We start from the raw sequence: 12,212 nt of genomic DNA, 5'->3' as shown, positions 1-12,212 counted from the left end.
TAATATGCGCTCTTATCTGTTCTCAATCTCCATGATCATATCTACCCGGCGCTGATGTCTTCCGCCCTCGTAGCTGGCATTCAACCACTCTTCGGTAATCATCTTTGCCATCTCCACTCCAATCACTCGTGCTCCAAAACAAAGTACATTGGAATCGTTGTGCATCTTAGAAAGTTTTGCCGTATAGGGTTCACTGCAGACACAAGCTCGAATTCCTTTCACCTTATTGCAGGCAAGAGAAATTCCAACCCCAGTTCCGCAGATTGCAATTCCAAGATCTGCTTCTCCATCTGCCACAGCACGACCTACCTTTTCTCCATATTTGGGATAGTCGCAGCTTTCTGCGGCATTGGTACCCAAATCCAAAACCTGGTATCCTTTGCTCTGAACAAATTCTTTAATGGCTTGTTTCATTTCTATGGCCGTATGGTCATTTCCCATTGCAATTTTCATGATTAATCTCCTGTTTCTTTTCTGTTATCCTCAATTAACATAACATAAATGACAGCATTTATCAAGTGTTGTGTTTCGCTCTTTTCATTCTTTAGCTCCGTCCATAAAAGGAACGAATCCCATCCATTCTGGCAGAGAGATTGGTGAGGAGTAAGTCAGCTGTGGTGAGTGCTGCCATGGCTTCCACTACCACAACGGCCCGTGGAACAATAATCGGGTCATGACGTCCCTTAATGGTAATCTCCGTCTCTTCTCCATCTTTGGTTACGGTAGACTGTGGGATAGAAATAGATGGTGTGGGTTTAAACGCTGCCCGGAATGTGACTCTGCTACCATCACTGATCCCTCCCAGAATACCACCTGCATGGTTGCTTCTTTTTGTGATATTACCTGTCTCATCGACCTGAAACGCATCATTATTCTCAGAGCCTGAAGCCTTTGAGGCAAGAAATCCATCTCCAATCTCGAACCCTTTGACTGCACCAATGGACATAATTGCCTTTGCAAGAGACGCATCGTACTTTTCGAACACAGGGTCTCCAATGCCAGATGGTACTCCATCAATGATACATTCGACTACACCTCCAGCGGAATCCATGGCTTTCATCTTCTCTGTCAGATATGCTTCGGCCTTTGCCGCTGTTTTCTGATCTGGCATATAGAGCTGGTTGCGATCTCGTTCTTCTATCTTGAAATTTTCCTCTTTTATCTCATAAGGTCCTATGGATCTTGTGTAAGCCGTCACTTCAATTCCGAGACTCTTTAGAAAACAAGCTGCGATGGCACCGGCTGCCACTCTTGCTATGGTCTCTCGCCCAGAGGAACGTCCACCACCTCTGTAATCCCTTACTCTATATTTTTGATCAAATGTGTAATCTGCATGGCCCGGACGGTATACTTCCTTCACATTTCCATAATCTCTAGAGCGGTGATCCGTATTCCATACCACCATGGAGATCGGTGTCCCTGTGGTCTTTCCTTCAAAAATGCCAGATAAAATTTCTACCTGATCTGCTTCCTGACGCTTTGTGGTAAATTGACTCTGCCCCGGCTTTCTTCGGTCTAGGTACGCTTGAATCATTGCTTCCCCTATCTCAAGTCCTGCCGGACATCCATCAACCACCACGCCGATGCCCTTGCCATGGGATTCCCCCCAAGTGGTGATACGGAATATAGTGCCCAGTGTTGATCCTGCCATGGTTGACTCTCCTCTTTCCTGCCCACGTCCTATGGGCATAATGGGATACCTATAAGGTATTTTATTTGCCGACTTTTACGATCACACAACTATTTGGTTCCTTCACGTTTAGTTCCTTTCCATTCATTACTAACAAACCCTTTTCGTAATCTACGGTGAAGAAAGTGATGGTTCCAGACTCATGATTTAAGCTAGCGAAATGCTTATCATCTGGGAAGATACAAATATCTTTTGGATAGCTTCCGCTGATAGGAAGACAACATAAGTACCTAATTTTCCCAGTTTTTTTATCCCTGCCATAAACAGTTACAGTATTATCTCCGGCATTCCCACAGAACATGTGCGTTTCATCGTTTGATAAGCGCATGGAACAAGCTGCCGTTAAATTGTTCAATGGTTTGGGTCCAGTCGTGGAAATGGTCTGAATCTTTTCAATCTTTGGCTGGCGGTCTCCTGTTTCATAAGTAAACACATCAATCCTATTCTTTAATTGATGAATTAGATAGAAAAACTTTCCATCCGAGCTGAATCGAAAACATCTAGGGGCAGACTCAATCTCACAGCGAATGGCATCTACTAAGATCAGCTCTCTATTTTTCTCATCAAAGGAATATATCTTAACCTGATCAATTCCAAGATCTGCGACCATAACGAACTTCCCATCCGGTGTTCTCCTCGAACAGCTTACGTGTGGACTGAAATTTCTTTCTGCCACACTTCCAAATCCCCGGTGAAACACCCCGGTTACGATCTCTCCGATTGATCCATCTTCCTTTAAATCAAGGACCGTACACTTTCCATCATGGTAGCCGGAAACAAACAGAAAATTATCCTCTTCATCAGTGGACAAATGGCAGCCTCTCATCCCTTTGATACTTGCTGCATTGAGCTTGGTAATGGAACCATCCTCGTGTATGCGGAAAGCAATCACGCCCTCATCTGCGATGGAATACAATGTTTTCCCATCATAAGATGCAATAACATAAGAAGAATTTTCTACTTCTACTTCACATCTTTTAATAAAACGTCCTCCATCTATATCAACATCATAAACGGTAATGCCTTTTGCCTGTCCATTGTAGGTATACGATCCTACATAAGCCATATATTTTCCAGTCATAATACGTTTCCTCCTGATATTGTACCTTGTAAACTAAAGGTATAATATCATATTTTAATTCATTTGTTAAGGAAAAACTTGCAATGCTTTCTGGCATCTGAGCTCAATAACGTTTCTATCCTTAATCTAAGTCTTCTCCATTAAAAGCATGTGCCCTGCTCCAAAAAACCTATATTTACGAATGAAAAACAAAAAAAGTTTCATTCGGAAGCAACTATTTTGAGGATTTGTCTGTCTTAGAATCGTTAACATATTTTTATTTTAGGAATATAAATAGAGCCGCATATTAAGGAAAAACTTCTTGTAAATCTATTGACATACATGGAAAAATCCGTATAATGGTTTTTGTTATGTGTTTATAATTACTAAACTTTAAAGTTATATTTATGATCAGTTAGTATAAGTAAACTTTTCGCTTATCATAATAAAGAGGAGGAGCACATGGATATTGGTACAAAACTAAAAGAACTGCGAGTCTTAAAAGGACTGACTCAGGAAGAACTGGCGGACCGAGCAGAACTCTCGAAAGGATTTATTTCTCAGCTGGAACGAGACTTAACTTCTCCATCCATTTCCACTCTTATGGATATCTTACAATGCCTTGGTACGTCCATCGGTGAATTCTTCAACGAGACACCAGAGGAACAAATTGTATTTGGAACGTCCGACTATTTTGAAAAGCACGATGAAGAATTGAAAAATGACGTCAAATGGATCATCCCTAATGCGCAGAAAAATATGATGGAACCCATTCTTTTAACCCTAGATCCAGGGGGTGAAACGTATCCTGACAATCCACATGAGGGGGAAGAATTTGGCTTTCTCTTACAGGGCAGCGTATCCATTCATATTGGAAGTAAGACATATAAAGCAAAAAAAGGGGAATCCTTTTACTTTATACCAGACAAAAAACACTATTTAAGCAGCAAGGCAGGCGCTTCCTTAATCTGGGTAAGTTCTCCGCCAAGCTTTTAACAGGAGGATAAAATATCATGGAACAGCCACTCATTGATTTACGGAATATTACAAAAAGTTTTGACGGTACCATGGTACTGGACAATTTAAATCTCTCAGTAAAACCAAACACATTTGTTACACTACTCGGTCCCAGTGGATGCGGGAAAACAACCACACTGCGAATCATCGGTGGCTTTGAAACTCCAAACATGGGAGACGTGATTTTTGAGGGGCAAAATATCACCAATCTTCCTCCCAACAAACGACAGCTTAATACCGTATTTCAAAAATATGCCCTGTTTACTCATATGTCCATCGCAGAAAACATTGCCTTTGGACTTAAAATCAAAAACAAAACCAAATCCTATATTCAGGATAAAATTAAATACGCACTAAAGTTAGTAAATTTAGACGGATTTGAAAATCGTTCCGTCAGTTCTTTAAGCGGCGGACAGCAGCAAAGAATCGCCATAGCAAGAGCCATTGTAAATGAACCAAGAGTACTTCTTCTTGATGAACCATTAGGCGCGCTGGATTTAAAACTTCGCCAAGATATGCAGTATGAGCTGATCCGGTTAAAAAATGAACTTGGCATTACATTCATCTATGTGACCCATGACCAGGAAGAAGCACTGACTATGTCGGATACCATCGTCGTCATGAATCAGGGTTATATCCAGCAGATGGGGTCCCCAGAAAGTATCTACAATGAACCGGAGAACGCGTTTGTAGCCGATTTTATCGGGGAAAGTAACATTGTCCCAGGAATTATGATTCGAGATGAACTAGTAGAGATTTTCCAAGCGAAATTTGACTGCGTGGATAAGGGATTCGGTGTAAATAAGCCGGTGGATGTGGTGATTCGTCCGGAAGACATTGACCTTGTCTCTCCTGATGAAGGAACTTTAAAAGGTGTGGTGACGCATCTGATCTTTAAGGGAGTTCATTATGAGATGGAAGTCACTACTCAAGACGGGTTTGAATGGCTGGTTCACAGTACGGACTGCTTCCCAGTGGGACAAAATGTGGGGATTCATGTAAATCCTTTCGACATCCAGATTATGAACAAACCCGTTTCTGAAGATGAGGAGGCAGTGGGAATCAATGAATAAAAAATCACTTTCCGGTCCTTACTTGATATGGATGTTTGGCTTTATTATCATCCCTTTGGTGATGATTGTTATTTACGGACTGACTGACCAATCAGGAGCCTTTACACTATCAAATGTTATCTCAATCTCCTCACCGGAACATGCAAAAGCGTTATGGCTTTCTCTGGGGCTATCTTTCATTAGTACCCTGATCTGCCTGTTGCTTGCTTATCCACTAGCAATGATTCTTCGTTCCAAAGGGATCGGGCAAGGAAGCTTCATCGTATTTGTTTTTGTACTTCCTATGTGGATGAATTTTCTGCTCCGTACACTGGCCTGGCAAACTCTTCTTGAGAGAAATGGAGTGATTAATGGAATCTTATCCACACTCCATCTTCCAAAACAGAACTTAATCAACACTCCCGGCGCCATCATACTGGGAATGGTATATAACTTTCTTCCTTTTATGGTGCTTCCTATCTATAATGTACTTATGAAAATCGATGACCAAATCATCCGTGCAGCTAGAGACTTAGGCGCCAATTCCTTTCAGGTGCTTATTCGGATCCTTCTTCCTCTTAGCATACCTGGTATTGTCAGCGGTATCACAATGGTCTTTGTTCCAGCTCTTACCACGTTCGTAATCTCGAATTTATTAGGAGGCAGTAAGATCCTTTTGATCGGTAACGTTATCGAACAGGAATTTACAAGAGGAAGCAACTGGAATCTAGGCTCCGGTCTTTCACTGGTTCTTATGTTATTTATTTTAATCAGCATGGCACTCATTGCCAAATACGACAAAAATGGGGAGGGATCTACATTCTGATGAAAAAAGATGATTTATTCAAACGTTTTATTCAGGATTTTTACCTGGTTCTGATTCTGGTGTTCCTATATGCCCCCATTGCAACTATGACCGTACTTTCCTTTAACAGTTCCAAATCCCGTACGCAATGGGGGGGATTTACAGGTCACTGGTATATAGAACTTTTTACAAGCAGTACCATAATGGATGCACTATGGAATACATTAATGATCGCATTTGTATCGTCTCTCATTGCAGTTATAATCGGCACAGCTGCTGCAATTGGCATTAACAGTATGAAACGAATTCCTAAGTCATTATTAATGGGGATCACCAATATTCCCATGCTTAATGCTGATATTGTGACTGGGATCTCACTTATGCTCGCTTTTATCGCTTTTGGGATTACTTTGGGTTTTAAAACCATTTTGATTGCACATATTACCTTTAACATTCCTTATGTGATCTTAAGTGTCATGCCGAAGTTAAAGCAGATTGATAAAAGTACCTATGAAGCTGCCATGGACTTGGGTGCAACTTCGTTCAAAGCATTTTTTAAAGTGATTTTTCCGGACATTCTTCCGGGTGTACTCTCCGGTTTTTTACTGGCATTTACCATGTCACTTGATGATTTCATCATCACCCACTTTACCAGAGGTGCCGGAATCAATACACTTTCCACTTTGATTTACAGTGAAGTGCGCAGAGGAATCAAACCTTCCATGTATGCACTTTCAACCATTATCTTTTTAACTGTGCTGGTGCTTCTTTTGATCACCAATTTTGCACCCAAACAAAAAACGAACAGGAGAAAATAAATATGAAAAATTGTTTTTATCGCGTTTTAACTGCAAGTGCTCTTGCACTTGTTTCCGTTTCCCTACTTGGTGGTTGTGGGAAATCCGCAGAAACCAAAAAAGACAATGGAGAAGTCTATGTCTATAACTGGGGAGAGTACATTGACGAATCTGTGATTGACGAATTTGAAAAGGAAACTGGAATTAAAGTGGTTTATGATTTATTTGAAACCAACGAGGAGATGTATCCCATCATTGAAGCAGGTGCGGTCAAATACGATGTTGTATGCCCATCGGATTATATGATTCAAAAAATGGCTGAAAACAATTTACTTTCAGAAATCAATATGGATCACGTTCCAAACGTAAAGGAGATCGATCCGAAGTACTTGGAAATGTCAAAAAGCTTTGATCCGGAAAACAAGTATTCGGTTCCTTACTGCTGGGGAACGGTTGGAATTCTTTATAACACCAGCATGGTTGCACCGGAAGATGTCCCCAAAAAATGGTCCGATCTTTGGAATGAGAAGTATAAGGATAGCATCTTGATGCAGGACAGTGTAAGGGATACCTTTATGGTGGCTTTAAAATCCCTTGGATACTCTATGAATACAACCAACGAAGCGGAAATCAATGAAGCAAAAGAACTATTGATCAAACAAAAGCCTTTGGTTCAGGCTTATGTCATAGACCAGGTAAGGGATAAGATGATCGGTGGAGAAGCCGCTATCGGAGTTATTTATTCTGGGGAAATGCTTTATATTCAAAATGAAGTGAAGGATCTTGGTCTTGATTATTCCTTGGAATACGTAATACCAGAAGAAGGAACAAACCTCTGGATTGATTCCTGGGTAATACCAAAGAATGCTCCCAATAAGGAAAACGCTGAAAAGTGGATTAATTTCATGTGCCGTCCTGAGATTGCTAAGAAGAATTTTGAATACATCACCTACCCAACTCCCAACAAAGGTGCCTTTGACCTTCTGGACCCGGAATTAAAAAATAACAAAGCGGTATTTCCTGACGATGCAGCGTTAAAGAACAGTGAAGTATACAAATATCTGGGGGATGAAGCGGATACTCTTTACAACAATGCATGGAAGGAAGTCAAATCTAATTAAGGAGTGAAACTACCCGAGTGAATAAAAAACATATTTTGACCTTTTTCATTATAGCACTATTACTTCTTGCATCCGCTTGGTCAATTAACGTTCTAAAAAATGGTTCGTCTTATCTGCTGGTACTTAAGCTTAACTGGGGAATTACATTGCCATCTGGCTGTGAGCTTACCTATCAGGCGGAAGGTGAACCTGATATCCTAGGAGATGGAGGACGATACCATATATTAACATATCATAAGTCCGTTTCCTTCCCTTCAGAGATTAGTGAGATAACGGTGTCCGAAAAAGAGAGAGAAGTAATATCAAACCTACTAACAAATCTATCTGTAAAGGGAACGGAGTATCCTCCGTTTGAAAGAATCACACATGGTTATCTCACGAAACGAGAAGACAGTTCTGTTCTTTATCTGCTTTATTCCCAAGAGTTAAAAACTTTATATGTGATTGAGGATTTTCATTAATCACACATACTATCAATGCAAAAAGGCGAATCCAATTTGGATTCGTCTTTTTGCTTAACTCTATTTAATAATTGGTAATCAGCACTTCAACCGTAACCGCCCCACGGTCCTTAAACTGATAATTACAGTTTGAGTAAGTTTTATCAATGTAATGAATCTGATACTTATTGCTCCATTCAATCAAAAGATCATTGGACAGGCCTTTGTGATACAGGACATTGGATAAAGCGAAACGAATCCCCTTTTCATGTAACCGATCCAAAAGCTCTAAAAGAGTCCGCTCCTCCTTTTCCTTCCAATCTTTAAACCCCCGGTTGCCATCGTTATAATTACCCGTGGAGATTAAATAAGGCGGATCACAGTAAACAAGATCCCTGGAATCTAAGGCAGCGTAGTCCAGTTTCGTAAAATCTAGATTGGAAAATGCAATCTCTTTTTCATGAAGAGCCTGGCTAAACTCCGTTAAATTTTTCTCAATATTCGCATTAAAGGAGCTTCTGTTTCTTCCAAATGGAGAATTGAACTCATGACTATTATTAAAACGAATCTGATGATTGAACGCATAACAGGTCAGAACAAATAGCTTTGTCAAGTCCTTGGAACGGTTATAATCGTCTCTTAATGCGTAATACCCCTCCTGATTCTGTTGGGTTAACCCATAGGTCCCAATCACCTTTTTAATCCGTTTTAAAAGTACATCAACATCAGTCTTCTGAAACATCTGAAACAGTTCAATTAAATAGGTAATCTGATCGTTACAGACAATTGTTTCTGCCTCCACATTGATTCCCACATTAAATCCACCGGCAAAGACATCTACAAAAGTACGAATATCCTTTGGAAACACCTGAAAAACAGACTTAAGAATCTTAAATTTCCCCCCAGTGTAATTGAGAGGGCTCTTTATGAACATGGCGGCACCTGCTTCTCAATGTAGATCAGAAGTTCTTTTAACCGTTCTGTTTCCTTCACCTTCCTGCTCTTGTATCTTCGGTATGGGATTTCATAAATCTGGAATGTCTCGGGCTTTCCGTACTGTTTCATCACCCGTTCGATTTCCCCTACTGGCATCAGTCCATCTGTACTATAGCTTAATATAATATGACGAAACTTCGCCTGTAGAAGCAATTCTTCAAATGCCGGTACCGCACGATTCTTCATGCAGAAATCAGACTTTTGACCTTCTTCTGGTCTCTGCCCGGTGACCCCTCTGACAACGGGATAATCGTATCTGGCCGCAGTTTCAAGCACATGGTAGTTGGATAAGTACTGACGGGCATTATAGGGAGGATCAATGTAAAGAATATCCCCTTGAATCCGTTTTAAAAGATCGGCTCCATTCTCATGATAACTGTGGTTCTCTTTTCCATTCTCTGTAACAGGCAGGCGGTAAAGTTCATATGGCTTATAACTGCGCCGTTCCCATGACTTATGGAATGCCCCATAAGTTCCTGACGTATTGGATACAAAAGGAATCCCTTCTACAATACAGGCAACCAAATAATAATACTCCTCTTCACTTAGGCAGCCAGCCTCCTTCCAATCCTCCACTGTACACCGGGCGTAATCAATGCGAAGGGCATTGTCATCGTTTAAATACATCCGCCCTCCTTCTGGTGCATAGGTATTCTGAAAGAAGCGCCGTTCCTTTTTAAGAGTCTCCAACTCTTTTTTCTCTCTCCCATTCAAGTAGTCAATGGGATCTGAAATTCCTGTTTGCTCTTTTAGACGCACGAATTCGGGCATACGGTCATTTTCAACCGTCGCCCTCTGAAGCACATAGGAAAAGTACAGCAGGTCATTGGAACAGACCTGGTACCACTGTTTAAAATATCTGGCAACCACAGCGGTTCCAGAAAATATATCACAAAAGCTATTAGCCTGGGGTGCTTTTTCATCGATCACATGTTTTATCTGATCCAGCAGCAGTGTTTTGCTTCCAATAAATCTCATTCTTTTCTTGCTCCCATTCCATTTTGACCTGCATACCATTATAATGGAAAAAAGGGAAAAAGACAAGAAAAGATCCACCTTCCGGCTTATACTTTCCCTTGAATTCTAATTTTCTCTTTTCTACGTCTTTTAAAACAGTACATATCCTCATCCGCCAGTTTCAACGCGTATTCTGGCGGTAAGTGCATTTCCCTTGTCACACACACCACTCCATAGCTAATGGACATGGGATAATTCATCTCACTCTCTGACACTCTCTGATCTACCCTTGCTAATTTTTCTAGTGCTGTTTTTTTATCACAATCGTGGAAAAGAACAATAAATTCGTCTCCTCCAAACCTACAGGTAAAATCTTTTTCACCTGTTTCATTTTCCAGCTCCTGAGATACCATCTTTAAGTATTCATCTCCATATAAATGACCAAACCGGTCATTGACAAACTTTAGCCCATCCAGATCAATCATACAAAGAGCAAAGGAACCTCCATCTTGAATGAATGTTTCAATGGTCTGAAAACAGCTTCTTCTGTTATTAAGTCCAGTCAATTCATCCTTATATGCCATAATCTCTAAATATGCCTCCGTTTCCCTTTGATAGGTTACATCTGTAATGAGATGAACCACAGCCCTTGTATCCTCCCACAAAAGAGAATATGACTTCACCTTAAAAATTTTGTGATTGGTACACTTATATTCATATCTTAATTCTTCCTGAATGTTTTTTGTTGACTTTAGTTTTTCCATGAACGCAGTAATCTCTTTGCGGACTAAAATCCGGCACTCTGGATCAAAGAACCGTCTCTTTGCCAACTCATTGACATACAGTATATCCCCTGTTTCTTCCTCCGTAACCACAACCCAGTCCTTTAAACTATCCAAAATGGATAGAAGCAAAGTATCCAGACTTTTGCGCTTTGGTTTGCTGTTTGCTATTGGTATATTGCTATTTTCTGTCAGGTGCTTAAAAGTGGAATGAAGCTTTTTTAAATCACCGGATAAAAAATTACTTTGCCCAGGGGGAATTGTATCTGTCTTTCCCTTTGCCAGATTTTCTATGTATTCACTGGTTTCGATCAGACAGTGAGAAAGATAAGACAGAGTGTTCTGCAATTCTTTTATGACCGGCTCATTTACTTCCAGCTTTTCTTCTACCGGTTTTTTTAACATAATATTTCGGATCTGCTCAAGAAGAATAAAAGCATTTTTTTCCGTCATTTGCTACACCTTCGATCAATATTAAGCTATGGGGAACCTTTTCCACGCGATTTTACGGTTCATTTGCATCATTCCTCCAAAAAATAAGAAGGAATTTTATGTGTTTTTTTGGATGTGTTACTCCTATTACCGCATACCAGGTGTTTTTTTTACATATATTGCCACTTCCATGTTTGTCATTTTTTCTTATAATGATAAAAAGGTGTACCTTTATCTATCGGTTACATAATTTCCCTTTTGGCTATTTTACAGTTGAAATCTGCCGAAATTATGATTATAATATATTATGGTTGATTTTACTCATTTATAAGCATACCGCACTGCCACAAAGGTACACCTTTTTGACACTGCGGTATGCTTGTCTCATTTTATAAACTACCCTTTCTGCCATACTATGAAAGATAGGAGGTTAAAAATCAACATGAACACTTTTTATGGATACGTCAGAGTCTCGACTCTAGATCAAAATGTGGAGCGTCAATTAATTGAGCTGCTCAAATGGGGCGTTTTAGAGAAAAATATATATTGTGATAAATTATCTGGAAAAGACTTTAACCGGCCCCAATATCAGAAATTAAAACGTAAGTTAAGAGAAGGAGATGTTCTTGTCATCAAGAGTCTGGACCGTCTGGGCAGAAACTACGAAGACATTCAGAAAGAATGGAGAGAAATTGTCAAAATAACAAAAGCAGATATTGTTATTATTGATATGCCCATTCTTGACACAAGAACCAACAAAGATTTAATTGGAACTCTGATATCTGATATCGTCTTACAGCTTCTTTCCTATGTAGCCCAAGCGGAACGAGAAAGCATCAAGCAAAGACAGGCGGAAGGAATCGCCATTGCGAAAGCACAGGGAAAGCATCTGGGCCGCTATCCCTCTCCCATTCCAGATGAATTTTATCCCATATATGAAAAATGGAAGAATCGAGAATATTCTTTAAAAACAGCAAGCAGTACACTGGGAGTAACCGTGAGCCAGTTTCGTACTATGGTAAAAAAACAGGAAAGTAAGGAAAACAATCGACCGACTTGAAAA

13 protein-coding genes are annotated in these 12,212 nt (G+C 40.2%); 7 read left to right on the top strand and 6 right to left on the bottom strand.

Annotated features, from left to right (window positions below; genetic code table 11):
• Window positions 1-12: 12 nt before the first annotated feature.
• The 3 genes from rpiB to EFT72_RS01760 form a co-directional block, all read right to left on the bottom strand.
• Complete coding sequence (rpiB, locus tag EFT72_RS01770; protein WP_124065105.1) at window positions 13-453, bottom strand: ribose 5-phosphate isomerase B; 441 nt, start codon at window positions 451-453, stop codon at window positions 13-15.
• Between the two features lie 91 nt (window positions 454-544).
• A complete protein-coding gene (gene aroC / locus EFT72_RS01765; RefSeq protein WP_124065104.1) occupies window positions 545-1,651 on the bottom strand; it encodes a chorismate synthase in 1,107 nt (368 codons plus the stop codon).
• Window positions 1,652-1,712: 61 nt separating this feature from the next.
• The gene (locus tag EFT72_RS01760; RefSeq protein WP_124065103.1) at window positions 1,713-2,771 is read right to left on the bottom strand and encodes a beta-propeller fold lactonase family protein; all 1,059 of its coding nucleotides are present in this window, start codon (window positions 2,769-2,771) and stop codon (window positions 1,713-1,715) included.
• Window positions 2,772-3,212: 441 nt separating this feature from the next.
• On the opposite strand from EFT72_RS01760, the gene EFT72_RS01755 reads away from it, so the two are divergent.
• Genes EFT72_RS01755 through EFT72_RS01730 form a run of 6 tightly spaced genes read left to right on the top strand, consistent with a single transcriptional unit; the run spans window position 3,213 to window position 8,003 of the window.
• A complete protein-coding gene (locus tag EFT72_RS01755; protein ID WP_124065102.1) occupies window positions 3,213-3,746 on the top strand; it encodes a helix-turn-helix domain-containing protein in 534 nt (177 codons plus the stop codon).
• A gap of 17 nt (window positions 3,747-3,763) precedes the next feature.
• On the top strand, window positions 3,764-4,840 hold the full coding sequence (potA, locus tag EFT72_RS01750) for a spermidine/putrescine ABC transporter ATP-binding protein (protein WP_124065101.1): 1,077 nt from the start codon (window positions 3,764-3,766) through the stop codon (window positions 4,838-4,840).
• Entirely contained in the window at window positions 4,833-5,645 is an 813-nt protein-coding gene (locus EFT72_RS01745; protein ID WP_124065100.1) for an ABC transporter permease, read from the top strand. Before potA ends, EFT72_RS01745 begins: the two co-directional genes overlap by 8 nt.
• Window positions 5,645-6,442 carry an ABC transporter permease gene (locus tag EFT72_RS01740; RefSeq protein WP_124065099.1) on the top strand — a complete coding sequence of 266 codons (798 nt, stop codon included), beginning with the start codon at window positions 5,645-5,647 and terminating at the stop codon, window positions 6,440-6,442. The genes EFT72_RS01745 and EFT72_RS01740 overlap by 1 nt, the downstream gene beginning before the upstream one ends.
• 2 nt (window positions 6,443-6,444) lie before the next feature.
• Window positions 6,445-7,542, top strand: a complete 1,098-nt coding sequence (locus tag EFT72_RS01735) for an ABC transporter substrate-binding protein (RefSeq protein ID WP_124065098.1) — start codon at window positions 6,445-6,447, stop codon at window positions 7,540-7,542.
• Between the two features lie 17 nt (window positions 7,543-7,559).
• Window positions 7,560-8,003: a hypothetical protein gene (locus EFT72_RS01730; RefSeq protein WP_124065097.1), complete on the top strand. Its 444-nt coding sequence runs from the start codon at window positions 7,560-7,562 to the stop codon at window positions 8,001-8,003.
• Window positions 8,004-8,067: 64 nt separating this feature from the next.
• On the opposite strand, the gene EFT72_RS01725 is transcribed toward EFT72_RS01730, so the two are convergent.
• The 3 genes from EFT72_RS01725 to EFT72_RS01715 form a co-directional block, all read right to left on the bottom strand.
• On the bottom strand, window positions 8,068-8,916 hold the full coding sequence (locus tag EFT72_RS01725) for a Dam family site-specific DNA-(adenine-N6)-methyltransferase (RefSeq protein ID WP_124065096.1): 849 nt from the start codon (window positions 8,914-8,916) through the stop codon (window positions 8,068-8,070).
• A complete protein-coding gene (locus EFT72_RS01720) occupies window positions 8,907-9,956 on the bottom strand; it encodes a DNA adenine methylase (protein ID WP_124065095.1) in 1,050 nt (349 codons plus the stop codon). The genes EFT72_RS01725 and EFT72_RS01720 overlap by 10 nt, the downstream gene beginning before the upstream one ends.
• Before the next feature lie 86 nt (window positions 9,957-10,042).
• A complete protein-coding gene (locus EFT72_RS01715; RefSeq protein WP_124065094.1) occupies window positions 10,043-11,170 on the bottom strand; it encodes a GGDEF domain-containing protein in 1,128 nt (375 codons plus the stop codon).
• Between the two features lie 421 nt (window positions 11,171-11,591).
• Here EFT72_RS01715 and EFT72_RS01710 point away from each other — a divergent pair, with 421 nt between their 5' ends.
• The gene (locus EFT72_RS01710; RefSeq protein ID WP_124065093.1) at window positions 11,592-12,209 is read left to right on the top strand and encodes a recombinase family protein; all 618 of its coding nucleotides are present in this window, start codon (window positions 11,592-11,594) and stop codon (window positions 12,207-12,209) included.
• Window positions 12,210-12,212 lie beyond the last annotated feature (3 nt).

This window comes from Clostridium sp. E02, assembly GCF_003833015.1.
Lineage (GTDB): Bacteria > Bacillota > Clostridia > Lachnospirales > Lachnospiraceae > Lacrimispora.
The sequence above is the reverse complement of the archived record's forward strand: the minus strand, read 5'-3'. Positions and strand labels throughout refer to the sequence as shown.

What these genes read in the sequence shown, in the direction of transcription:
- rpiB (WP_124065105.1), bottom strand. Translation starts at nt 453, where the DNA reads ATGAAAATTGCAATGGGAAATGACCATACGGCCATAGAAATGAAACAA.
- aroC (WP_124065104.1), bottom strand. Translation starts at nt 1,651, where the DNA reads ATGGCAGGATCAACACTGGGCACTATATTCCGTATCACCACTTGGGGG.
- EFT72_RS01760 (WP_124065103.1), bottom strand. Translation starts at nt 2,771, where the DNA reads ATGACTGGAAAATATATGGCTTATGTAGGATCGTATACCTACAATGGA.
- EFT72_RS01755 (WP_124065102.1), top strand. Translation starts at nt 3,213, where the DNA reads ATGGATATTGGTACAAAACTAAAAGAACTGCGAGTCTTAAAAGGACTG.
- potA (WP_124065101.1), top strand. Translation starts at nt 3,764, where the DNA reads ATGGAACAGCCACTCATTGATTTACGGAATATTACAAAAAGTTTTGAC.
- EFT72_RS01745 (WP_124065100.1), top strand. Translation starts at nt 4,833, where the DNA reads ATGAATAAAAAATCACTTTCCGGTCCTTACTTGATATGGATGTTTGGC.
- EFT72_RS01740 (WP_124065099.1), top strand. Translation starts at nt 5,645, where the DNA reads ATGAAAAAAGATGATTTATTCAAACGTTTTATTCAGGATTTTTACCTG.
- EFT72_RS01735 (WP_124065098.1), top strand. Translation starts at nt 6,445, where the DNA reads ATGAAAAATTGTTTTTATCGCGTTTTAACTGCAAGTGCTCTTGCACTT.
- EFT72_RS01725 (WP_124065096.1), bottom strand. Translation starts at nt 8,916, where the DNA reads ATGTTCATAAAGAGCCCTCTCAATTACACTGGGGGGAAATTTAAGATT.
- EFT72_RS01720 (WP_124065095.1), bottom strand. Translation starts at nt 9,956, where the DNA reads ATGAGATTTATTGGAAGCAAAACACTGCTGCTGGATCAGATAAAACAT.
- EFT72_RS01715 (WP_124065094.1), bottom strand. Translation starts at nt 11,170, where the DNA reads ATGACGGAAAAAAATGCTTTTATTCTTCTTGAGCAGATCCGAAATATT.
- EFT72_RS01710 (WP_124065093.1), top strand. Translation starts at nt 11,592, where the DNA reads ATGAACACTTTTTATGGATACGTCAGAGTCTCGACTCTAGATCAAAAT.